Annotated in this window: 15 protein-coding genes; 11 read left to right on the top strand and 4 right to left on the bottom strand. The window is 73.6% G+C overall.

Annotation, left to right across the window (positions count from 1 at the left end; translation table 11 throughout):
* Nucleotides 1–56 precede the first annotated feature (56 nt).
* Entirely contained in the window at nt 57–1772 is a 1716-nt protein-coding gene (locus QOZ89_RS13015) for an MFS transporter (protein WP_071051733.1), read from the top strand.
* A 68-nt stretch (nt 1773–1840) separates the two neighbouring features.
* On the opposite strand, the gene QOZ89_RS13010 is transcribed toward QOZ89_RS13015, so the two are convergent.
* Nucleotides 1841–2242, bottom strand: coding sequence for a globin (locus tag QOZ89_RS13010; protein WP_071051734.1), 402 nt, complete (start codon nt 2240–2242; stop codon nt 1841–1843).
* Nucleotides 2243–2438: 196 nt separating this feature from the next.
* A complete protein-coding gene (locus tag QOZ89_RS13005) occupies nt 2439–4499 on the bottom strand; it encodes an alpha-amylase family glycosyl hydrolase (RefSeq protein ID WP_312623888.1) in 2061 nt (686 codons plus the stop codon).
* 340 nt (nt 4500–4839) lie between these two features.
* On the opposite strand from QOZ89_RS13005, the gene QOZ89_RS13000 reads away from it, so the two are divergent.
* Nucleotides 4840–7422 carry an ATP-binding SpoIIE family protein phosphatase gene (locus QOZ89_RS13000; protein ID WP_241842097.1) on the top strand — a complete coding sequence of 861 codons (2583 nt, stop codon included), beginning with the start codon at nt 4840–4842 and terminating at the stop codon, nt 7420–7422.
* 93 nt (nt 7423–7515) lie between these two features.
* Here the strand turns inward: QOZ89_RS13000 and QOZ89_RS12995 are convergent, their stop codons facing one another.
* A complete protein-coding gene (locus QOZ89_RS12995) occupies nt 7516–8031 on the bottom strand; it encodes an HNH endonuclease (protein ID WP_071051736.1) in 516 nt (171 codons plus the stop codon).
* A gap of 538 nt (nt 8032–8569) precedes the next feature.
* On the opposite strand from QOZ89_RS12995, the gene QOZ89_RS12990 reads away from it, so the two are divergent.
* The 7 genes from QOZ89_RS12990 (at nt 8570) to QOZ89_RS12960 (ending at nt 17992) form a co-directional block, all read left to right on the top strand.
* Nucleotides 8570–9796: a mechanosensitive ion channel family protein gene (locus QOZ89_RS12990; RefSeq protein WP_312623886.1), complete on the top strand. Its 1227-nt coding sequence runs from the start codon at nt 8570–8572 to the stop codon at nt 9794–9796.
* A gap of 264 nt (nt 9797–10060) precedes the next feature.
* Complete coding sequence (locus QOZ89_RS12985) at nt 10061–10801, top strand: response regulator transcription factor (protein ID WP_071051737.1); 741 nt, start codon at nt 10061–10063, stop codon at nt 10799–10801.
* Complete coding sequence (locus tag QOZ89_RS12980) at nt 10798–12660, top strand: sensor histidine kinase (RefSeq protein WP_397428731.1); 1863 nt, start codon at nt 10798–10800, stop codon at nt 12658–12660. Before QOZ89_RS12985 ends, QOZ89_RS12980 begins: the two co-directional genes overlap by 4 nt.
* A 110-nt stretch (nt 12661–12770) precedes the next feature.
* A complete protein-coding gene (locus QOZ89_RS12975) occupies nt 12771–15200 on the top strand; it encodes a 4-alpha-glucanotransferase (protein WP_071051739.1) in 2430 nt (809 codons plus the stop codon).
* A gap of 241 nt (nt 15201–15441) precedes the next feature.
* A complete protein-coding gene (locus QOZ89_RS12970; RefSeq protein WP_241842098.1) occupies nt 15442–15768 on the top strand; it encodes a hypothetical protein in 327 nt (108 codons plus the stop codon).
* Complete coding sequence (locus QOZ89_RS12965; protein ID WP_312623885.1) at nt 15755–16153, top strand: DUF5130 family protein; 399 nt, start codon at nt 15755–15757, stop codon at nt 16151–16153. The genes QOZ89_RS12970 and QOZ89_RS12965 overlap by 14 nt, the downstream gene beginning before the upstream one ends.
* A gap of 294 nt (nt 16154–16447) precedes the next feature.
* Nucleotides 16448–17992: an MFS transporter gene (locus QOZ89_RS12960; protein WP_241842099.1), complete on the top strand. Its 1545-nt coding sequence runs from the start codon at nt 16448–16450 to the stop codon at nt 17990–17992.
* Between the two features lie 161 nt (nt 17993–18153).
* On the opposite strand, the gene pepN is transcribed toward QOZ89_RS12960, so the two are convergent.
* On the bottom strand, nt 18154–20712 hold the full coding sequence (gene pepN, locus QOZ89_RS12955; protein ID WP_071051741.1) for an aminopeptidase N: 2559 nt from the start codon (nt 20710–20712) through the stop codon (nt 18154–18156).
* A gap of 450 nt (nt 20713–21162) precedes the next feature.
* On the opposite strand from pepN, the gene QOZ89_RS12950 reads away from it, so the two are divergent.
* Both QOZ89_RS12950 and QOZ89_RS12945 read left to right on the top strand, forming a co-directional pair.
* Entirely contained in the window at nt 21163–22698 is a 1536-nt protein-coding gene (locus QOZ89_RS12950; RefSeq protein ID WP_312623884.1) for an AI-2E family transporter, read from the top strand.
* Nucleotides 22699–22763: 65 nt separating this feature from the next.
* Nucleotides 22764–23543 carry a mycothiol-dependent nitroreductase Rv2466c family protein gene (locus QOZ89_RS12945; RefSeq protein ID WP_083419410.1) on the top strand — a complete coding sequence of 260 codons (780 nt, stop codon included), beginning with the start codon at nt 22764–22766 and terminating at the stop codon, nt 23541–23543.
* Nucleotides 23544–23635: the final 92 nt, after the last annotated feature.

Raw genomic sequence — 23635 nt, 5'->3', positions numbered from 1 at the left:
CCGAAGGCGACTTCTCGTAGTTCGACGGATCTCGAACTACGAGCCGAGGGAGCCTGATGGCCTCCAACAGGGTCGACGAGCCCGCGACCGAGACGCCCGCGGGTGCGCCGTCATCGCCGCTGTCCTCGCCCACCACAACCGGCGGCCCCCCGGTCGCCGTTCCCGCGCCCGCCGGCTCGTCCCGGCCGGCCCCGGCGACCAGGCCGGCCCGGCCCGCCGAGCCGGCGGAGCCGGACCCACGGCGCTGGCGGGTGCTGCCCGCGGTCCTCGTCGCCACGTTCATGTCGCTGTTCGACATCTTCGTCGTCAACGTGGCGGCCCCCAGCATCGGCGCCGACCTGCGGGCGTCGGACGCCGGCCTCGAACTGATCGTCGCGGGCTACTCGTTCACCTACGCGGCCGGACTGATCACCGGCGGGCGGCTCGGCGACAGCTCCGGGCGCCGCAGGATGTTCCTGATCGGGATGGCGCTGTTCACCGTCGCCTCGGCGCTGTGCGGCGTGGCCCCGAGCGAGGCGACGCTGATCGCCGGGCGGCTCGCGCAGGGCCTCGGCGCGGCGGCGATGGTGCCGCAGGCGCTGGCCATCATCAATGTGATCTTCCCGCCGGCCGAGCGGGCGCGCGCGTTCGCGTACTTCGGCGTCACGGTCGGCCTGGGCGCGGTGTCCGGCCAGGTCATCGGCGGCCTGCTCGTCGATCTGGACATCTTCGGGCTCGGCTGGCGACCCATCTTCCTGGTGAACGTGCCGATCGGGATCGTCGCCATGGCGGTGGTCTGGCGGCTGCTGGCCGAGTCGAAGGCCGCAAGGCCCGAGCCACTGGACCTTGTCGGGCTCACGGCGCTCGCGGCCGGCCTCGGGCTGGTGCTCGTGCCGCTGACGCTGGGCCGGGACGAGGGCTGGCCGGTCTGGACCTGGCTGGCGCTCGCCGCGGGTGTCGTGGTGCTGGCGGCCTTCGGCCGATGGGAGGCCAGGCTCGCCCGGACGGGTGGCCACCCGATCGTCCCGCCGGCGGTGCTGCGGACCCGCCGGACCATCGCGGGCCTGCTGGTCAGCTTCGGGTTCTTCACCTTCTTCGGCAGCTTCCTGCTCGCGGCGACGATCTTCCTGCAGGACGGGCAGCACCGCTCGCCCCTGAACGCCGGCCTCGTGTTCGGGCCCCTGGGTGTCGCGTTCGCGCTGTCGTCCATGGCGGCCCGCGGCCTGGTGGCCCGGTACGGCCCGCGGACGCTCACCGTCGGCGCGGCGATCAGCTTCACCGGCCTCGCCGTGCTGCTGGCCATGGTCGCGACCGAGGGCGTCGGCGTCCCGACCGGCGAGCTGATGCCGCCGCTGTTGGCCATCGGTGTCGGCAACGGCCTGATCGTCCCGGCGCTCGTCGCCGCGGTCCTCGCCGGGGCGCCCGCGGACGTCAGCGGGGCGGTCAGCGGGCTGCTCACGACCACCCAGCAGGCGTCGGCGGCCCTCGGCGTCGCCGGGGTGGGCACCGTGTTCTTCGCGGCGGCGGACCGCGGCGGGCCGGCTGACGGCCTGGTTGCCGCGCTCGTGTTCGATCTCGTCGGGATCGCCATCGCCGGCGCCGGCACGCTCCTGCTCCCACGCGGCGCCGCCGCGCCCGTGGTCGCCACGGTGGGATCGGTGGGCACCGTCGGCACGGTCGAAGCCGCCGGAGCCCTGGCCGCGACGACCATCGGGGCGAGCGGCTCACGCGACTGGGCGGTGGACGTGCCCACCCAGCTCAGCGCCGGCACGGACCTGCCGGCCAGGCTGTAGCCGCGCTCGCCAGGTTCCAGGCGGCGGGCTTGTGGCCGAGGCGCTCCGCGCCTCGGCCACGGCCCGTCTCAGGGGCGGTTCTGCATCGAGGCCGCGGCGTAGACGAGGTAGGACCAGAGCGTCTCGTCCTGGCTCGGGGACAGGCCGAGCGAGTCGACGGCGGCGCGCATGTGAGCGAGCCAGGCGTCCCGTTCGGTCGGTCCGATCGCGAACGGGACGTGCCGCATCCGCAGGCGAGGGTGGCCGCGCCGCTCGTGGTAGGTCGTCGGGCCGCCCCAGTACTGGATCAGGAAGAGCCGCAGCCGCTCCTCGGCGGGGCCGAGGTCCTCCTCCGGGTAGAGCGGGCGCAGCACCGGGTCGGCGGCGACACCCTCGTAGAAGTGGGCCACCAGCCGCCGGAAGGTCTCCTCGCCGCCGACGGACGCGTAGAACGTCTCGTCGGCCCGCGGCGGCGGCCCCACAGGGAGCATGGGCCGGGCCGGATCCGACGGGGGGCGCGCCGCGCCCGCCGAAGGCGGCGCCGCGTCCGCGGGCGGCCGCGCTGGCGCCGGCTCGGGGGTCGGCTGGGCAGGCGACGGCTGTCGGCTCACCGCTCCATTCTGCCCGTGGACCGGCGTCCACCGAGGAACGGTCCGACGGGAGGACCGTCCTCATGCCGCGGGGCTGTCATCCGGATGCCGTGGGGCTGTCATCCGGGCCGGCATCACCGGCCACCGCCCGGATGATCCAGGCGGCGGTGTCGGGTGGCATGACCAGGGTCTCGCCGTCGTGCTTGACCCGGTCGCTCGCGAGCAGCAGCTGGCCGGTCATGGGGACTCGTGCCTCGGCATTGGTGGTGAGGAGGCAGCTCAGCATGAGCCCGGCGCCCTGACCGACGGGCGACGGCCCGTCGTGGCCAGCGTTCGTGAGCAGTCTGGTGAGGGTCTTCCGGGCGGCGTCCGTGAGCGCCCCGGAGGGTGTGGACCGCCGCGGCCGCGCCTCGGTCGCGACCACGAGTCGGTCGAAGGCCAGCATGCTCTCCGGAACCCGCGGCCACTGGAGGCCGGTGACTCCGTCGGGGCGCTCCTGGAAGGAACGACGGACCGCCAGCGCGGACCGGACCAGCCACCAGGTGGACGACGGGTCCGCGCGCTGCGCCTCGACGGTGAGCGCGGACCAGCCGGCGGGCTGCGGGAGCCAGGGGACGACGCCGGGAGCCGCGAAGCCGAACGGTGGCTCATGCCCCGACCACGGCAGCGGCACACGGCAGCCATCGCGGCCGGGCGAGGCGTGCCCCGAGCGTTCCCAGACCGGGTCCTGGCGGGCCTCCGGGGGCACGTCCACCTGCGGGAGGGCCAGCTCGTCGCCCTGGTAGAGGAACACCGCGCCCGGCAGCGCCAGCAGGGCCACCAGGGCGGCCCTGGCCCGGCGCAGGCCGGCCGCGCCGCCACCGTAGCGGGTCACCGGGCGCACGACGTCGTGGTTGGCGAGCACCCACGTCGGCGGCGCGCCGACGGCGGCCATCGCCGCGAGGCCCTCCTGGATCGCCTGGCGCCACAGCGGCGCCGACCATTCGACGGCCAGCAGCGAGAACGAGAACGTCAGGTTCAGCTCGTCGGCGCGGACGTAGCGGGCCAGCCTGTCCGGGTCCTCGACCCAGGTCTCGCCGATGAGCACTGGTTCCCGGCCCGGGGTTCCTGCCGGATCGACGGAGCTCGGGGTCCCTGCCGGATCGACGGAGCTTGCGGACGGGGTCCCTGCCGGATCGGCGAAGCCGATCTGGGAGGTCGTGATCTGGGAGGTCCGGGAGTCGATCTGGGAGGTCCGGGAGCTTGCGGAGCCGATCTGGGAGGTCCGGGCCCGCCCGTAGCCGTCGACGATCGCGCGCCACGACCGGTAGACGTCGTGCACGCCCTCCTGGTCCCAGACGTGCGGTTCCAGCTTCTCCCGGAAGCCGGACTCCGGGGTGGCGAGCGGCCCTGGCGGGTTGTCGCGCAGCTCGCCGTCCTTGACCAGGCCGTGGGAGACGTCGATCCGAAACCCGTCGACGCCCCGGTCGAGCCAGAACCGCAGGGTCCGCTCGTGATCGGTGCGTACGGCCGGATCGGACCAGTCCCAGTCCGGCTGCTCGGGCGCGAACAGATGCAGGTACCACTCGGCGGGTGCGTCCCCGCTGGCGGGCGCGTCCGCGTCCTGGTCGGCGGGCGCGTCCTGGTCGGTCGGTGTCGCCGTGGCTCGCGAACCGGTGGGGACGGGGAAGCGGCGGGCCTGGTCCAGGCGGGTCCAGGCCCGGCCGCCGAAGACCGAGATCCAGTTGTTCGGTGGCTCGGCGCCGCCGGGGCCCCGGCCTGGGCGGATCAGGTAGCGGTGCCTGGCCGGGTCGCCGGGAGGCGCGGCGAGCGCCGCCTGGAAGGCCGGGTGGGCGTCGCTGGAGTGGTTGGGGACGAGGTCGACGAGCACGGCGAGGCCGAGGCGATGCGCCTCGGTGAGGAGTGCGTCGAAGGCGGCCAGGTCGCCGAACAGCGGGTCGACGTCGCGGTGGTCGGCGACGTCGTAGCCGTGGTCGGCCATCGGTGAGCGGTAGAACGGCGTGAGCCAGAGGCCGTCGACGCCAAGCTCGGCGAGGTCGGGCAGTCGGGCACGGATGCCGTCGAGGTCGCCGACCCCGTCGCCGTCCCCGTCCGCGAAGCTGCGGACATATACCTCGTAGAACACGGCATCGCGGCACCAGCCGGCGGTTAGGGCCACCTGGCCATTCAAGCCGCGGGGGCGCGAGCTGTCGCCGAGATCGGCGAGGTCGGCCCATGTCGTGGCGCGGAGGACATCCGGCTGTCGTCGTGGCTGGTGCATGCTCGTTGCGCAAGGCGTAGATGTTCTCACCAAGCGAGCATTGGGTGAGCTGAACTACACTTCCCGAGTGGATGACGTGACTGCCCGTTATCACTCCACTCCGAGGAGTCCTCATATTGAGGCTTTCGGAGCGGAGGGACGGGACCGTCTCCCGGAGCCGGCGCGCCAGGCGCCCGGCTGCCCGGTGGCGGCTGACACGCCGCTGGCGGCCGACGCTCCGCCGGTAGCGGAGGTGGCGATGACGGCTGACGTGCCGAGGAGCGCCGAATCACCGGACGAGAACGATCCGCCGGTCGCGGCTGAGGCGCCGGTCGAGCCCGCCGAGGACGGCGGGCCGGTCGAGACCGACTCGCCCGCTGCGCCCGGTATGCCGGCGGCGGCCACACCCGCGGCGGCCGATGGGGCCGCGGGCGTCGCGCGGGCCCGGGCCGGTGGCGCGGCCGCCGCGGGTGACGGGCCGGCGCCTGTCCTGCCAGGAGACAGCAGGCTCTGGCGCTGCCTCGGGCCGTGGCGTGGCAGGCCCAGCGCGCGGCAGCCGAGCACGGGCGGCGAGCGGCCCGCCGCGGGCCGGGACAAACGCCACGACACCGGCCGCGACGCTGGGGCCGGCGGAGCCGGCTCGGGCCGGGTCGGCGCGGCGCGGCGCGCCGCGGCGCTGTGGGATGCCGCCCGGTCGCTGCCGGGCGCGCGGCGGCGGCACGCCGAGGAACGGGCCGTGCTGGAGGGCCTGCTGTTCCTGTCCGACGCGAGCCTGCGGCTCGGCGGCTCGCTCGAGCCATACCGGATCATCGAGATGGTGGTCGAGCTGGCGCGGCGCCGCCTGGGCGACGGCGCCATGCTCTGGCTGCGCGCGCCCGAGGGCGACGTGATCGACCTCGCCGCCGCGGACCACGTCGACCCGCAGGCCGCCGCCTTTGTCCGGGCGCGCACCGCGACCCGCCCGGCGCGCCTGAGTGACGACTACGCCCCGGGCGCGGTCGTGCGCACCGGCCAGCCGATGTGCGTTGACGACCTCACCCCGACGCTGCGCCGCGCGCTGTTCCCCGATCCCCAGGATTACGTGCGCTTCCGCCAGTTCGGCTGGGGGCCGTCGATGACAGTGCCCCTGCCGTACGGCGACCAGGTCATCGGAGCCCTGACTCTCAGTCGGGCGCAGGGCGACCGTCCGTACACGAAGGTCGAGCAGACGATCGCGGAGGATCTGGCCCGCCGCGCCGCGCTCGCGCTCGTCAACGCCCGGATGTACCGCGAGTCCCAGGATGCCGGCCAGGCGCTGCAGCGCTCGCTGCTGCCGGCGCACCCGCCCGTTCTCGAGGGCGCCGACGTGGCGATGGAGTATCGGCCGGGCACCACCGGCACCGAGGTCGGCGGTGACTTCTACGACGTCATCCCGCTGGCCGGCGGCCGGGTCGGGCTCGCGATCGGTGACGTGATGGGTCGGGGGCTGCGCGCCGCGGCGGTGATGGGCCAGCTGCGCGCCGCACTGCGGGCCTACGCGCTGGAGGAGTGGGGGCCCGCCGAGCTGCTGGCCCGTCTCGATGTGATGGTGTCCTCGCTGCCGGGCCTGCCGTTCGCGACCTGCCTGTACGGGATCTACGAGCCCGCCCGTGCCGCGCCGGTCACCGGTTCGCGAGACGCCGACCCTGCCGGGGACGGGCCGGGCCCCCAGTGCGCCCGGGTCGTGCTCGCCGGCGCCGGCCACCCGGCTCCGCTGCTGATACCCCCGGACGACGACCCGCACTACCTCGAGATCGACCCCGGGCTGCCCCTCGGGGTCGGCGACCCCGCGCACTTCTTCGAGTCGACCGTCGAGCTGCCGCCTGGCTCCAGCCTGGTGTTCTTCACCGACGGCCTGGTCGAGTCGCGCCACCGCCCGCTGTCCGACGGCCTCGACCTGCTGCGGGCCGGGATGGGCGAGCAGATGGCCCGCCGCCGGGCCGCCGCGCGGCGCGCGGAGATCGACGCGGCGCGCCAGCGTCACCCGGCCGCCACGACAGCCGCCACGACGGCCGCGCCAACGCAGGAGCGCACGCCCGGCTCGTCCGGCTCGCCAGGTCCGGGTGCTCCGGCCCCTGACGCGGCGGTGGACCGCCGCGCCGGCGGAAGAGACCATTGGACAGGCCCGGAACGGCGCACGGGGGCCGAACGGCGTACCCGGGAGCGCCGGGCGCCCGGCCCCGGCCGGCCGCCCGGGGGGATCGAGCGCCGCCGCGGTGGCGACCGTCGCCGACGCACCCGGAGCGGGTTCTCCGTCCGCAGCTGGTCGGGACCGGACACCGTCGAGCTCGACGACAGCCACTGGCCGCAGAACGCCTCCCGCGCATTGCTGGAGCTCAGCCTGCTCGCCGCCGACCTGCCGCCCGACACCGACGACGACACGGCGCTGCTGGTGCTGACCACGCAGGCCGCCGGGCCGCCGCTGCTGGAGCTGGTGATGCCTCCGGTGGCCGCGTCCGCCGCGCAGGCGAGGAACGCGGTGCGGGCGGTGGTCGGGGCGCGCGCCCTCGGCCGGGCGGACGACGCGGCGCTGCTGGTCAGTGAGATCTGCACCAACGCGATCAAACATGCCCGCAGCGAGCTGACGCTGCGGGTGTGGGCGGAGCCCGCGCGGCTGCGGATCAGCGTCGAGGACCGGGAGGGTACGACGCTGCCGAAGCCCGGCCGGGCGGCCCGCGGTGACCCGGAGGCAGAGTCCGGGTGGGGTCTGCTGCTCGTCGAAGCCCTCGCCGACGCCTGGGGCGTCCAGACGACCCCCGGCGGCAAGCGCGTCTGGTTCGACCTCGACCTGCTCCGTCAGTCTCCGGATGTCGACGAGCCGTGAGCGTTATCGGCCGCAGCGGGTGACGGCACATCGGATCCACGGGGACCCCGACGACTTGGCGCCGGTGGTCCGGTCCTCCGTCCGGAGGCTGGCTTAGGCGGTCGCGGCCTCGCCGAGGTCGGTCTTGAGGTACTCGGACCAGCGCGGGTCCATGCGACGACTCCCCAGAATGCGCCAGGCGGCTCCGCTCGGCGCGCGCGGCGCCGTGCGGAGCCGCCAGCCGAGATCAGCGACGGCGCGGTCCGCTTTCAGATGATTGCAGCGGCCGCAGGCCGCCACCACGTTCTCCCAGACATGCGGGCCCCCACGGGACCGGGGAATGACATGGTCGAGCGACGTCGCCGGTGCGCCGCAGTACACGCACCGGTGATGGTCGCGGGCGAGGACGCCCTTGCGGGTCAGCGGGACCTGTGAGCGATAGGGAACCCGCACGAACCGCGCTAACCGGACGACGACGGGAACCTCGACGGCCGCTGCCACGGAGTGCAGGACCTGCCCACCGGCCTCGACCATCACCGCCTTGTCCGTGAGGACGAGGATGAGCGCCCTACGTTGGGACACCACGCACAGGGGCTCGTACGTGGCATTGAGAACCAGCGCCTCTGCCACGCCGACCTCCTGCCGAGTCGAGGCGGGCGCCCACCCGGGAGCCCGTCCTAACCAGCGTCTCCGGTGACAATGGATAGTCAAGCGTGTTCCGGCGCGGAACGCGAGCGTGTTTGCATGGTCATCTGGTGAGCGAAAGTGGCGATGGACATATCTGGTCGCCTTTGTCACGCCATCGTGTCGGTGGGATGACAGCCGCGTCGCGCAGCGTGTCGCCCCGCTGGCTCCTCGCGACGCCCCTGCTGGGCCGCGCCGCGGCGAGGCCGCGTGCCGGGTGCCGATCAGTCGGACGTATCCGACACCCCGTAAGGTGCTGGCCGTGGGCCCGCGGGGGGCGCGGACATGCCATCCCCGACCGGTCTGTCCTGGCCGCGTAGACCCAGCGGCGCCGTGGCGCGCGGGTTGGCGCCGCGTGCCGTGCCGGGCGCGCCTCGGCGGGCGCCTGGGGGTGCATCCGGTGACCGGCCCGCCCAGTGAGCGGCTCGCCACCCGGCGTGCGCCGCGCCCGAGGAGCCGACCGCCCGAGGAGGATGACCAGGCCGTGTCCCTGCCCCTGATGCTTGCCGCCGGCGCGACGTCCACACCGTCGACGTCGACCTCCCCCACGCCGACCCCTGGCCTGCCCGACGTGAGCCTGGACGGGGTCAAGGCCGCGCTCATGGATGCCTGCGGCAATCCGCCCGGTTTCCTGTGTCGCACCGTCTACGACTCGACCCACAGCGACTACCTCGCCTCCGGTGCCCAGGTCTTCCTCGGCACGCCGGTGACGATCATCCTGATCCTGCTGGTGGCGACCGTCATCCGCTCGCTGCTGCACCGGCTGATCAAACGGACCACGCGGCACGCGGCGTCGGTGACCGGGAACGGCGGCCTGTTCCGCGGCGGCCTGCTCGGCGCGTTCGGTGACAGCGCGATCCTGCTGGAACGGCGCCGCCAGCGCGCCGAGACCGTCGGTTCGCTGCTGCGCAGCGTCGTGTCGATCGTGGTCTACGGGATCGCGTTCATCCTGGTGCTGGGCGAGCTCGGCATCAACCTCGCGCCGATCGTCGCCAGCGCCGGCGTACTCGGAATCGCTGTGGGTTTCGGCGCGCAGAACCTGGTCAAGGACTTTCTTTCCGGAATCTTCATGTTGCTGGAGGACCAGTACGGGGTCGGCGATGTCATCGACGTCGGCACCATCTCCGGCACGGTCGAGGCCGTCACCTTCCGGATGACGCGGCTGCGCGACGTCGAGGGAACCGTCTGGTACGTCCGCAACGGCGAGATCACCAGAATCGGTAACAAGAGCCAGCAATGGGCGCGAACCGTGCTCGACGTGCCGCTGGATTACGACACCGACGTCGCCCGCGCCAAGGAGGTCCTGCTGGAGACCACCCAGGTGATGTGGCGTGACGACCAGTGGGCCCTGCTCATCATCGAGGAGCCCGAGGTCTGGGGCATGGAATCGATGACGGCGGACGGTTACACGCTGCGCGTCGCCGTCAAGACCCTGCCGCTCAAGCAGTGGGACGTCGCCCGTGAGCTGCGCGAGCGCCTGCGCCTCGCGCTCGTCGGGGCCGGCATCAGCCTGGGTGCTCTGCAGCGCAGCCTCGTCGTCGTCGACGACGACGAGGAGGCCGAGCCCTCGTCCGAGGAGGACGAGGAGGCTGCGCCCGGCGCGCCGCCGCAGTTCGGCGACGACGTTCCGCCCCGCATCGACCCACCGGCCCAGCCCGGCCCGTCGCCGTCCTCAGGCCCGGGCGCAGCTCGCGGCGGCTCCGCGACCTGAGCCTTTCCACCTGGCCCGCCTGGCCCGCGCCGGATGCCGTCTCCGCCTGGGCGGCGGCGCCAAGGGAGCCAAGGGGGCCGACGAAGCGCCCTTCGCCTCACGCCGCATGCCCGGATCCCTGCCTCGTCCGGCACCCCCGTGGCGGCTCGGTTCATGGCGCGGCCGGCCGACGCCGCCTGAAGGGATCCTGAACGGGGAACGAGATATCCCTGAGCCCTATGTCGGGACAGCCCCGAGAGGCGCCGGCCGGAGCAGACTGGGCACGTGCGGGTACTGATTGTGGATGACGACGCGGCGGTTCGGCAGTCCCTGGAGCGGTCGCTCCGGTTCGAGGGATACGAGGTGGCCACGGCGGCCGACGGGATCGCGGCGCTCGAGCTGATCGCCAGGGAGCGGCCGGACATCGCCATTCTCGACGTGATGATGCCGCGGATGGACGGGCTGGAGGCCTGCCGGCAGCTGCGCGCCCGCGGCGACGACCTGCCCGTGCTCATGCTCACCGCCCGTGACGGGCTCGCTGACCGGGTCAGCGGTCTGGACGTCGGCGCGGATGACTACCTCGTCAAGCCGTTCGCCCTGGAGGAGCTGTTCGCCCGGCTGCGGGCGCTCGCGCGCCGCTCGGCGCTCGCCGCCCGCACCGGCGCCAGGGCCGGCTCCTCCGCAGCGGTCGGCAGCGGCGTGCTCAGCTACGGCGGCGTGGCGCTCGACCCGAGCAGCCGGCAGGTCGTCCGGGGCGGCCGGGAACTGACGCTCACCAAGACCGAGTTCGAGCTGCTGGAGCTCTTCCTCACCCATCCGCGCCAGGTGCTGTCCCGTTCCATGATCATGGAGCGGGTCTGGGGGTACGACTTCGGCCCGTCGTCGAACTCGCTGGAGGTGTTCGTGAGCTACCTGCGGCGCAAGCTCGAGGCGGCCGGTGAGCCACGGCTGCTGCACACCGTTCGCGGCGTCGGCTACGTGCTGCGCGAGCAGTCAGCGGCGCCGGCTCGTGAGCACTCACCGTGACCAACCCGTTCGACCTTCTCGCCGACAGGCATGTCGACCGCCCGCCGGATGGCTCCACGAGCGGTGGCCAGGGCGGCCCCCAGAGTGGCCCCGGCACCGGTGATCCCCGCCGGCGGCGGCGCCGACGGTCATGGTTCTCGCGGCTGGCGCTGCGCAACCGGATGGCGCTGCTGGTCGGCGCCGCGGTGCTGGCCGGAATCGCGGTCGTCGCCGGTGTCGCGCTCGGCGCGACCAACGTCGTCCTGCGCAACTCCATCGACGACCAGCTGCGCCAGCAGGTCCAGGTCGCGGGCGACAACACCAAGCTCTGGTACGACACGGGATCCGACCCCAACAGTCCCGCCGACGACCGCATCCAGATCTACGCGAACACGCTTGGCCTGCGCCTGCAGGTCTTTAGGCTGGACGGCACGATCCTCACGCCGTACAACCCTCAGGACTACGTCCAGCTGCCCGTGGACGGTGCCGATATCGCGATCGCACGGACGCAGGGCGACGAGGTCCGGCTGCGGACGGTGAAGGCCGACGGCAAGGAATACCGGGTTGCCACCAAAGCGCTGCGGATGACGGCCGACGATTTCATCTACAACCCGTTCCCGCGCGACTACCGGATGGCGCCGCTCGAGCTCGGCCTCCAGCTCGCCCGCCCGATGTCGGACGTCACCAGCACGTTGGGTGAGCTCGGCCTGGTGATGCTGGTCGTGGGCATCGTCGGTGTGGGCGGGTCGATGGTCGCCGGCCTGCTGGTGGCGCGCGCAGCCCTGCGGCCGGTCGACGACGCCGCCGCCGCGGCCGAGCATGTGGCCCGCACCCAGGACCTGTCCGCGCTCATCCCGGTGACCGGCACCGACGAGATCGCCCGGCTCGCCGGAAGCCTGAACAGCATGCTGCGCGCCCTCGCGGCCTCCAAGGCGCGGCAGCGCCAACTGGTCGACGACGCCAGCCACGAGCTGCGCACCCCGCTGACCAGCCTGCGTACCAACATCGAGCTGCTCATCCGGTCCGAGGCGAATCCGCACCGCGCGCTGCCCGCGGCCGACCGGGCGGACCTGCTGCGGGACGTCGACGGCCAGACGCGCGAGCTGACCGGGCTGGTGAGCGAGCTCGTCGAGCTCGCGCGCGACGAGGCACCGGTGGAGGAGGTCGAGCGGCTCGACCTGGCCGAGGTGGTGGCCGCGGCCGTCGAGCGGGCGCGGCGGCGCGCGACTCCGAAGGGCATCGTGATCAAGGTGACGTCGGCCCCTTCCTGGGTCGACGGGCGGCCGAACATGCTGGAACGGGCGGTCACCAACCTGCTCGACAACGCGGTCAAGTTCTCCCCGGTGGACTCGGCCGTGCACGTCCAGACCGCCGCCGGCGAGGTGGTCGTCAGCGACGAGGGGCCGGGCATCGCGGCGGAGGACCGCCCGCACGTCTTCGAGCGCTTCTACCGGTCGACCGACGCCCGCAGCCTTCCCGGGTCCGGGCTCGGCCTGGCGATCGTCGCCGACGCGGTGCACACCCACGGCGGCACGGTCACGGCGGGGGAGGCCCCGGACGGCGGCGCGCGCATGCACGTGCGGCTGCCCCTCGCCTCACCGCCGGAAACGCCGCCCGTGGCCCTCTGGGACGGCCCCCAGGCCCCGCCGAGGGAATCCTGGGCGCCACCGGACCCACCGTCCGGGCCGATGCCGGACCCGCCGGCACCCGGGGCGCCAGACCCGCCCAGCCCGGCGGCCTCGCGGACACTCGACGCGCCGGAGGCGCCGGGCCCTCGCGGCCCTGACATCGAGGCCGTCCGTCGCGCCTATCTCGGTTTCACCACCGCCGATCGCGCCGACCCGCACAGCTCCGGTGGGGGCGCCGACACCAAGCCTTAGACGTCGCATTGTTCCGACTGTCCAACGCGGGGAGCAGGATCCCTGCCCGAGGCGGTGCCCGGCGGCGGGCCTGGAGCGTCCGGCCACGGGACCGCCCTAGGCTGCTCGTCATGGATCTCGCCGACCCCGCGCTCGCCGCGCTCGCCGCGGCCTACGGCGTCGCGACCGGCTACCAGGACGCCCACGACCGGCCGGTCGCCGTCTCGGCCACGGCGGTGCGGCGCGTGCTGGAGCTGATGGGCGTCGACACCGCCGACGCGGCCGCGGCGCTTGACCAGGCTCGGACCGCCCCGTGGCGGCGGCTGTCGCCGGCCAGCGTGGTCGTGAAGGCATCCGCGCCGCGTCCCGTCGTCCTGCGTCTGCCGGCGCGGCTCGTGGCCTCCGTGCGGGGCGGGCCGGAAGCCGACGCCGGTGTGGACTGCGAGCTCGAGCTGGGCGACGGTGGCGGACGGGTCGCGGTGGCGCTCGGAGCGGTGGGGGAGCGCCGGGAGATCGACGGCGAGGAGCTGGCCGCGGTGCTGGCGCCGCTGCCCCCGGGGCTGCCGCTGGGCGACCACACCCTGCGGGTGCGTGCGGGCGGGCGCGAGAGCGTGACCCAGGTCGTCGCCGTGCCGGACCGGGTGCCCGAGCCCACCGACAGCCGCCCTGGCACGCGACCACGCCGACCCGACGCGGGCGTCCCCGGTATCCCTGGGGACCTTCCCAGCGCAGCCTTGGGCGCCGCCGGGCAGGCGTCGGCCTCGCGGGACCACGACCACCGGCGGGGCGACAGGATGTGGGGCTGGATGGCGCAGCTCTACGCGCTGCGCTCGGCCGGCTCGTGGGGGATCGGCGACTACGCCGACCTCGCCCAGCTCGCCGCCTGGTCGGGCTCGGCGGCCGGCGGTCGCGCGGACGTCCTGCTCGTCAACCCGCTGCACGCGGCCGCGCCCACGCTGCCCGTCCAGCCGTCGCCCTACTACCCGACGAGCCGGCGCTTCCTTTCGCCGCTCTACCTGCGCCCGGAACACATCCCCGAGTACGCCGCGGCCGACGAGGCGACCCGCGCCGCCGTCGACGGCTATGCCGCCGCGGCGCGCAAGTCCCAGCAGGGCGGCGGCACCGAGTCCCTCCCGGCGGGGCGGGCGCGGGCGACCGGCGTCGTCGCGGCTGGTCCGGCGGTGGCCGGCGACGACGAGTTCGGCCAGCTGATCGACCGGGACGCCGCGTGGGAGGCCAAGCAGGCGGCGCTGGAGCTGCTGTTCGCCGTCCCGGCGCCGGCGGCCGGCGCCGGCGCCGAGGGCGACGACGAGCTGTCGGGGTTCGCGACGTGGTGCGCACTCGCCGAGCGGCACGGCCCCGACTGGCGGCGATGGCCAGCCGGCCTGCGCGACCGGGACCCCGCCGCCGTCGCCGAGGCCCGGCGCGAGCTCGCGGACCGGGTCGCCTTCCACCGCTGGCTGCAGGACCGCTGCGAGGAGCAGGTGGCCGCGGCCCAGGCCGCCGCGCTCGCGGCCGGGATGCGGGTCGGCGTCGTCCACGACCTGGCCGTCGGCGTGGACCCCGCCGGCGCCGACACCTGGGCCGGCCGGGACGCCTACGCGGCGGGCGCGAGCATCGGCGCTCCGCCCGACACCTTCAACCAGCAGGGCCAGGACTGGGGGCTGCCGCCGTGGCGGCCCGACCGGCTCGCCGCGTCCGGCTACGCGCCGCTGCGCAGTATGGTCGCCGCGGTCCTCGCCCGCGGCGGCGGGCTGCGCGTCGACCACATCCTGGGGCTCTTCCGGCTGTGGTGGATCCCGGTCGGCGCGGGCGCCGCGAACGGCACGTTCGTCCGCTACGACGCCGAGGCGATGCTCGGTGTGATCGCGCTGGAGGCGGCGCGAGCCGGCGCGGTGATCGTCGGCGAGGACCTGGGCACTGTCGAGTCGACGGTCGCGACCACGCTGGCCGGCGCCGGCGTGCTCGGCTCGTCGGTGCTGTGGTTCGAGAACGACGCCGACGGCGTCCCGCTCCCGCCGAGCGCCTGGCGGGAGCGCACGATGGCCAGCGTCACCACGCACGACCTGCCGACCGCCGCCGGCTTCCTGCTGGGCGAGCATGTCCGCGCCCGCGCCGACCGCGGCCTGCTCGGCCGCCCGGTGGCGGACGAGACGGCCGACTGGCGCGTCGCCCGCGACCGCCTGCTGGCCCACCTGCGCTTCCACGGCCTGCTCACCGAGGACGGGGCCACCGCCGCCCAGGGCACGGCACCGGCGGGGACCGCGGACGGCGACGAGCTGGACCCGGCTCTGGTCCGGGACGCCGCGCTCGGGATGCACCGCCTCCTGGTCGCCACACCGGCACGCATCATTCTCGCCGCGCCCGGTGACGCCGTTGGTGACCGCCACCAGCCCAACCTGCCCGGCACGGTCGACAGCTACCCGAACTGGCGCCTTCCGGTCCGTGACGACCGCGGTGTCGCCGTCACCATCGAGGACCTGATGACCGACACCCGGGTCGCCCGTCTTGTCGACATCCTGTCCGAGGTGTCCACGGCCCGCCCGCCGGCTACCACCTGATCGCCGGTGTCCTCTCCCGCCGGCCCAGGTCCGCCGGCAGGGGCACGCTCAAGGGTCTACGTCCGGTGGACGGAATCTGCTGGATGCCTCCGCCCGCGCGAGGCTTCGCCAACTGTCGCGTGGGCTTCGGCCACCGGCGGACCATGCGGCTCTCGCGGGGGACTGGTTGCCGGTAGTCTTCGGAACCGTGACTCGCCGTCCTGTCCGCCGCGGGGCGCGTCGTGCGCTGACGCTGGCCGCGTTGACCACCCTGACCTTGCCGCTCTTCTCCGCGGCGGCTTTCGCGGACGGGGGGAGGATCGGCACGCACTACAGCCCGGATCCGCTCTCTCCGCTGGAGTCCTGGCTGATCTACGGCGGCACTATCGTCGCCGGCTTCCTGGTCGCCCTGATCCTCACCGCGCTGTCCGGCGGCAAGAGCTCGGATCGTTACCGCCCCGGGCAGCCCTGGGAGCACCAGGAGGTCTGGCTCGGCGGTGAGGGGGCCGCCGAGGGCGCCGAGCCGACGGCGCAGGAGACCGCGGGAACGGCGGCGCCGGGCTCCGGCGGAGCCAGTGGCAGCTGGTGAGGCGTTCCGCCAGGACCAGATCGACCGGCTGAACAGCGCCCGGCTGCTCGCCGAGCGGCAGACCGGTATCGGTTTTCACGTCCGGGTCGGCGCGGTCTCGGGTGACCCGAAGACCGCCGCCGAGCGGCTCCTCGGCGAGATCGTCGGCGGTCAGTCCGCCGCCGCCGTTCTCGTTCTCGTCTCGCCAGGGCAGCGGTTCGTCCGGATCGCCACCACCCCGGCTGCCCGCCGCCGGATCCCCGACGCGGCCGCCTCGCTCGCCACGTTGTCGATGACATCCAGCTTCGCTGTCGGCGATCTGGTCGGTGGCCTCGTCTCCGGGCTTCGCCAGCTCGCGGACGTGGCCGGACCGCCACCCGAGTCGGTTCCGGTCGGCGCGGCGTAGCCCGGGCAGGTACCTGCCCGGGCTACGCGCGTGGAGCAGTCTCCGGCCAGGCCGACGCGAGCTGTCGCCACGTCGACCCGCCACTGTCCACGAGGCCGTGCCCGCCGGGCCAAGACGGCCGGGCCGCCTTCGTCGGCGCCGCGGCCTAGCCGAGACAGAGACGCATCCGTCTTTGGGCTCGGCCATGGCTCGATCGCCAGTCGCGATCCAGCGCCCAGAACCCTTGCCGCCCTACTGAGTTCGATATATGAACTCACAGATTGCCCGAGGCGCGGGCGGCGGCAACGGAGGTCTGTGACGGTGGATGACGCGTTGCGAACGGCGCCCTCGACGGACGAGGCGGGAGGCTCGGCGGTCCCCACGGGACGTTCCACGACCGCCGCGCCGAGGGAGGTCGCCACCGGCGGCGCGCCCTGGACCGGGCCGGCTGCTGCGCCGACGGGTCAGCCCGGCGCGGCCGGCGCCGGGGCGGGCTGGCGGGCGCGGGCTGTGTTGTGGGTGGTGTGCGCGGCGGTGTTCATGGCCAACCTGGACCTGTTCATCGTCAACATCGCCTTCCCGGACATCCAGCGGGACCTGGGCGGCGGGCTGTCGACGCTGTCCTGGGTGCTCAACGGCTACGCGATCGTCTTCGCGGCGCTGCTCGTGCCCGCCGGGCGGCTGGCCGACCGCCACGGGCACCGGGGCGGGTTCCTGCTCGGCACCGTGCTGTTCACCGCGGCGAGCGCGCTGTGCGCCGCGAGCCCTGGTGTCGGGTCGCTGGTCGTCGGCCGGGTCGTGCAGGCGGCCGGCGCGGCGGTGCTGCTGCCGACGAGCCTCGCGCTGCTGCTCGCGGTGACTCCGGCCGAGGGCCGCGCGGCCGCGGTGCGCGGCTGGGCGGCGGTCGGCGGTCTCGCCGCCGCGCTGGGCCCGGTCGTGGGCGGCCTGCTCGTCGAGCTGGACTGGCGGTGGGTGTTCCTGGTGAACCTGCCGGTCGGCGTCGCGACCCTCGTGCTCGGTGCCCGAGTGCTGCCGCGGCGGCGGGAGGAGAACCCCGGGCCGCTGCCGGATGCCGCCGGCGTGCTCGCGTTGACGGCCGGCATCGGCCTGCTCGCGCTTGGCCTGGTGAAGTCCTCCGACTGGGGCTGGGGGTCGGCCGAGGTCGTCGGGAGCCTGGTGGGCGCCTCCGTGCTGCTGGCCGGGTTCGTCGCGAGGTCGATGCGCCACCCCTCGCCCGTGGTCGAGTTCTCCCTGCTGCGCACGCCGGGGTTCTCGCCCGCGGCGGTCGCGCTGTTCCTGTTCTGCATCGCCTTCGCCGCGATGCTGCTCTCGCTGGTCACCTACATGGCCGGCGCCTGGAACTGGTCGGCCTTGAGGATCGGTCTCGCGGTCACTCCGGGGCCGGCGATGGTGCCGCCGGTGGCGCTGCTGCTGGCGGGCCCGCTGATCGCCCGGTTCGGCCTCTGGCGGACCGCGGGCACCGGCGCCCTGATCTACGCCGTCGGGGCGGCGTGGTGGGCGCTGCGGGTCGGGCAGCACGCGGACTACGCCGCGGACGTGCTGCCCGGCATGCTGCTCACCGGCATCGGCGTGGGGCTTGTGATGCCGACGCTGACCGCCGGGGCGACCGCCGTGCTGCCCCCTGACCGGCTCGCCACCGGCAGCGCGGTGGTGAGCATGGCCCGCCAGGTCGCGAGCGTCCTCGGTGTGGCCATCCTCGTCGCGATCGTCGGTTCTCCGGCGCCTCAGCGATTCGTGCACGCGTTCCACGAGGGCTGGTGGTTCGTCGCGGCCACCAGCCTCGCGGCCTCGGTGACCGCCTTCGTGGGCCTGCGGCCGCGCCGGGCGGCCCTGGCCTAGGCGGCGGCTCGGGCCCTACCGCGTGGTCGCGCGGCCCGCGGCGCGCCGCCGCCGGGCCAGCCGTGGCGGGATCCGCCACGGCTGGCCCAGCGCCGCGAGCCCGCCGGGAAGCCGGCGATCCGGGAGGCCCGGCCTCGGCGCCGCCTCCCCGCCAGCGGCCCTTAGCCGGCGGCGGACGCCGCCTCAACGTCCCTCGCGCGGGCGGCCAAGGCCCGGACGAGCCCGTCGCGGCCCTCGGCGAGGGCGCGGCGCAGCGGGGGCGCCGGGTCCTCGTTCGCGAGGTAGGCGTCCACCTTGTCGATCGTCGCCTGCTCGATGACGCCGTCGGGGAAGAGCATCTGGGTGATCGTCTGCGCGGTGTCGAAGCTGCGTGTCTTCCAGATCTCGGCGATCTCGGCGAAGTAGCGGTCCACGTAGGGCTTCGTCAGCTCCCGCTGGCTGGAGATCCAGAAACCGCCCAGCGTAGCCACCAGGAGGTGGTTGGACAGCTTGTCGGACTCCATGACCGCCGCCCAGGCCGCCGCCTTCGCGTCGGGGGTCGGCCGGGCGCTGCGCGCCGTGGCCGCCCGCTTCTCACCCGCCGCCGTGGCATCGCGGGCCAGCTCCGCGTCGATCTCGGCGTCGCCGTAGACGCCGCGGGCGACCAGCTGGGTCAGCAGCGTCCAGCGCAGCTCGGTGTCCAGCGCGAGGCCCTCGATCACGTCGCGGCCCTCGAAGATCGCCCGGATCTTCTCGACCTGCCCGGGGTCCTCGGCCTGGGCGAACGTCGTCGTGAACACCAGCTGCAGGTCGCTGCCGCCGGGCGCGGCCCGCATCAGCTCCTCGGCCCGCGCGCACAGTGCCCGCAGCGCCGCCGACCGGTTCGCCGGGTCGCCATAGCTGTCGAGCGTGAGCGCGGCCCGCGCGAGCAGCGTCTGCACGACGCCGATGTCGTCCTCGGCGTCGGCACCGGACAGCACCAGCTGGACGTAGTCGCGGGCGGCGAGCTCCGCGTCGCGGGTCATGTCCCACGCCGCCGCCCAGCACAGCGTGCGCGGCAGCGACGCCCGCACTTTGCCGATGTCGCTGACCAGCGTCCGCAGGGAGTCGTCGTCGAGGCGGATCTTGGCGAACGTCAGGTCGTCGTCGTTGACCAGCAGCAGTTCGGGGCGCCGCGCGCCGACCAGCTTCGCCACCTCGGTGAGCTCGCCGACGACGTCCAGCTCGACCCGCTCGCGCCGGACCAGGTCACCCTTCTCGTCCCGGTCGTAGAGGCCGATCGCGACGCGGTGCGGCCGCAGCGTCTGGGACGCGGTCGGCGGCGAGGACGCCGGCTCCTGGACGACGTCGAACGCGGTGAAAAGACCCGACGAGTCGGTCTCGAACCGCGGGCGCAACGTGTTGACACCGGTGGTTTCCAGCCAGTCGCGCGACCAGGCGGTGAGCTTGCGGCCGCTGGACTTCTCCAGCTCGTCGAGCAGGTCGCGCAGCTCGGTGTTGCCGAACTCGTAGGCGCGGAAGTAGCTGCGCAGGCCGGCGAGGAACTCCTCCTGACCGACCCAGGCGACGAGCTGCTTGAGGACGGAGGCGCCCTTGGCGTAGGTGATGCCGTCGAAGTTCGTGCGCACCGCGTCCATGTCGACGGCGTCCGCGACGATCGGGTGGGTGGACGACAGCTGGTCCTGGCGGTAGGCCCACGCCTTCTCCGCGTTCGCGAACGTCGTCCAGCCGTTGGTGAACCGGGTCGAGTCGACCTGCGCGAGCACCGACATGTAGGTCGCGAACGACTCGTTCAGCCACAGGTCGTCCCACCAGCGCATGGTGACCAGGTCGCCGAACCACATGTGCGCCATCTCGTGCAGGATGGTCTCGGCGCGCCGCTCCCGGCGGGCCTCGGTCACCTTGGCGCGGAAGACATAGTCCTCCAGGAACGTCACGCAGCCGGCGTTCTCCATCGCGCCGGCGTTGAACTCCGGCACGAACAGCTGGTCGTACTTGCCGAACGGGTACCGGTAGTCGAACACCCGGTGGTAGAAGTCGAAGCCCTGCCTGGTGATCTCGAACAGCTCCGCCGGGTCGAGGAACTCCGCGAGCGAGCGCCGGCAGTACAGCCCGAGGTCGATGCCATCGTGGTGGTCGCGGACCTCGTGGTACGGGCCGGCGACCAGCGCGGTGATGTAGGTGGACATCACCGGGGTCTGCAGGAATCGGATCACGCGCACGCCGATCGCCGCCTCGGTGACAGCCGCGACCGGGCCGTTCGAGATGATCTTCCAGTCGGCCGGGGCGGTGACGCTCAGCGTGAAGGAAGCCTTCAGGTCGGGCTGGTCGAAGCAGGCGTACATCCGGTGCGCGTCATACGTCTCGAACTGGGTGTAGAGGTATACCGCCTCGTCGACCGGGTCGACGAACCTGTGCAGGCCCTCACCCGTGCGCGAGTAGGCGCAGTCGGCGGCGACGACGAGCCGGTTCGACTCGGCGAGGTTCGCCAGCGTGATCCGGTCGCCGTCGAACACCTCGGCGGGGTCCAGTGCGACGCCGTTGAGCGCGATCTCCCGCACCGCCGGCGCCGCCAGCTCGATGAAGGTCGTCGCTCCGGGCTCGGTCGCGGTGAACGTGACGGTGGTCGTCGACGCGAAGGTCTCGTGACCGGTCGTCAGGTCGAGCTCGACGTCGTAGGAGGAGACGTTCAGCAGGCGGGCGCGCGCGCTCGCCTCGTCACGGGTGAGGTTGTTCGGCACTCGGATCCTCTCTTGACTCCCGGTAGCCTCCGAAGGCGCGAAGAAGAACATTTTCGCACCTCCTTTGGCCACACGACTCCCGGTAGCCTCCGGAGGCGCGAAGAAGAGCATTTTCGCGCCTCCTTTGGCCACGTGACTCCGGTAGGCCTCCGGAGGCGCGAAGAAGAGCATTTTCGCGCCTCCTTTGGCCACGTGCCTCGGTAGGCCTCCGAAGGCGCGGCGGAAGAACCATTCCCGCCAGTCTTCCACGCTGCGTGGGCGGCCGGGCCGTGCCCGCGCTCATCGCGCCGCCCACGGTGGCGCGTGCCGGGTCGGGCTGTCAGCGGTCCATCAACGATGTGGGACGATTCCGGCGTGGTCTCGGGGCCGCGCGTCCGGCCGGCCGGTTCCGCGGTCCGGCCCTGAATCGCCGGTTATCCGGCACAACGCTCGACCGGAGGAGAGCGCCAGGTGGAACGGGCCGCGCGCGGCGAGCAGTCCGACCCGCCGCCGCCGCCAGGCGGCGACGACACGCCGGACGCGGACGCCCACGGCACGGACGAGGTCGACAACACCGCCGAGGTCGACAACACCGCCGATGTCGCTGACACCGCCGACAGCGGCGACACCGGGAGCGGCAATGGCGCCGGGGACGGCGACGGCACTGGGAGCCCCGACGAAGTTGGCGGCTCCGACGACGCGGACGTCGTCGATGCCGACCCTGATGCCGATGACCCTGATGCCGATGCCGATGCCGATGACGCCGACCGCGCTGGTCCGGATGACGGACCGGGTGATGACGGGCCGGGCGCGGGAGCACCCCCTCCGGGCGGGCGCCTCCGAGCGAACCTGCAGGGGCGGGTCCAGGCGCGCCGGGCTGAGGCCGACGCGCGGCGGGCCGCGGCGGCCGAGGAGGCCGCCCGGCTCTCGACACGGGATCGGGCCGAACGGGCGGTGCCGCTGGCGTTACGAGTCAGCGCCGGCTGGTCGTGGCGGCTGCTTGTCGTCGCCGCCGCGGTCTACGTCGTGGTGGTCGTGCTCGGGCGGATCCGCACCGTCGTCATCCCTGTCGTCGCCGGCCTGCTGATCAGCGCGCTGATCGTCCCGATCGCGCACCGGCTGCAGCGGATCGGCGTGCCGCGGCTGGCCTCGGCGTTCATCGCGCTGCTGACCTTCTTCGTCCTGATCGGTGGCGCGGCGGTCGCCGTCGGTTTCAACGCGGCCAATGAGTTGCCGAAGGTCATCGACCAGGTCAGTGCGGGTATCGACCAGGTCCGCGACTACCTGATCAACGGCCCGCTGAACCTGTCGCAGAAGCAGATCGACGACCTGGTCAACAGCATCCAGCATTCGCTCAGCGAGAACCGGGGCAAGGTGCTGTCCGGTGTGATCACAACAGCCTCGGTGCTGTTCGAGGTGCTCACCACCATCCTGGTCACGCTGTTCGCCACCTTCTTCTTCGTCTATGACGGCGCCGGGATCTGGGACTGGATCGTGTCCCGGTTCCCGGCGACCGCCGAGGAGCGGGTCCGCGGCGCGGGCAGGGAGGCGTGGAACACCCTCACCGGCTACATCCGCGGCACCGTGTTCGTCGCGGTCGTCGACTCCCTCGGCATCTCCATCGGCCTGGTCGCGGTGGGCACGCCCCTGGTCGCTCCGCTGGCACTTCTGACGTTCTTCGGTGGATTCATTCCGATCATCGGCGCGACGGTGGCTGGCGTCGCGGCCATTCTGGTCACGCTGGTGGCCAAGGGAGTGGTGCCGGCGATCATCGTGGCCGGCGTGGTGCTGTTCGTCCAGCAGGTCGAGGGCCACCTGCTGCAGCCACTGGTGATGCGCCGCGCGGTGCGGCTGCACCCGCTCGCGATCGTGATCGCGCTGTCGGCCGGCGCCGTGCTCGCCGGGATCCCCGGAGCGGTCGTCGCCGTGCCGACCGTGGCGGTGATCAACCGGGTGGCGAGATATCTCGCCGCAAGCGGGAAGGCACCGCCCGCGGCGGATGGTTGACGCCGGATGGGGAACGTGGCGGGCGACAGCCCCGCCGGGTGGACCGTCCGGACAGGAGACAGCACGTGACTGCAGGGACAGGCGTCGAGACTGTGTCATCGGTGGCCGGGAGCGGGCCGGCGGTAGTGGCCGATTTCTGGTTCGACCCGAGCTGCCCGTGGGCGTTCCTGACGTCCCGGTGGATGCTCGAGGTCCAGAAGGTGCGGCCCGTCGAGATCCGCTGGCACGTCATGAGCCTGGCGGTACTCAACGGCGGGCGTGACGACATTCCCGAGCCCTACAAGTCGATGATCCCGCTGATGTGGGGCCCGGTCCGGATCGCCGTGGCCGCGGCCGCCGCGCACGGCGACGAGGTGCTCGGGCCGCTCTACACCGCGCTCTCGCGGCGCCGCCACGTCGACAAGGTGGAGTGGGGCCGCGACGTCTTCGAGGCCGCGCTGGCCGAGGTCGGCCTGCCGGTGTCGCTCGCCGACGCGGCCGAGTCCACGGAGTACGACGAGCAGGTGCGCGCGAGCCACGCCGAGGGCATCGGCCGCGTCGGCATGGACGTCGGCACCCCGGTGGTCGCCGTGGGCGATGTGGCGCTGTTCGGCCCGGTCATGACCCCGACGCCGACCGGTGAGGCGGCTGGCCGGCTGTGGGACGGTTTCCTGCTCGTGGCCCAGACGCCGGGCTTCTACGAGCTCAAGCGGACCCGCGATGTCGGCCCGACGTTCGACAATCTGACCTTTGACGTGCCGACGGTGAGCGCGGACCCGACCTTCGGCGGGTTGGTGAGGCCGAACCCGGCGACCACGTCCGAGCCGGTCGAGCGGCCGGAGAAGCTCGCCGCCCGCGAGTCCTGACCGGCGCGAGTCTCACGGGATGGTGGGGGCGCGGCGGCGACGTCCACCGCGCCACCGCCACGCCGTGCCGCGCGAGAGGGCATGATGGCTCA

The sequence above is a fragment of the Pseudofrankia coriaricola genome (genome assembly GCF_032027725.1).
Taxonomy (GTDB): Bacteria; Actinomycetota; Actinomycetes; order Frankiales; family Frankiaceae; genus Pseudofrankia.
The sequence above is the reverse complement of the archived record's forward strand: the minus strand, read 5'-3'. Positions and strand labels throughout refer to the sequence as shown.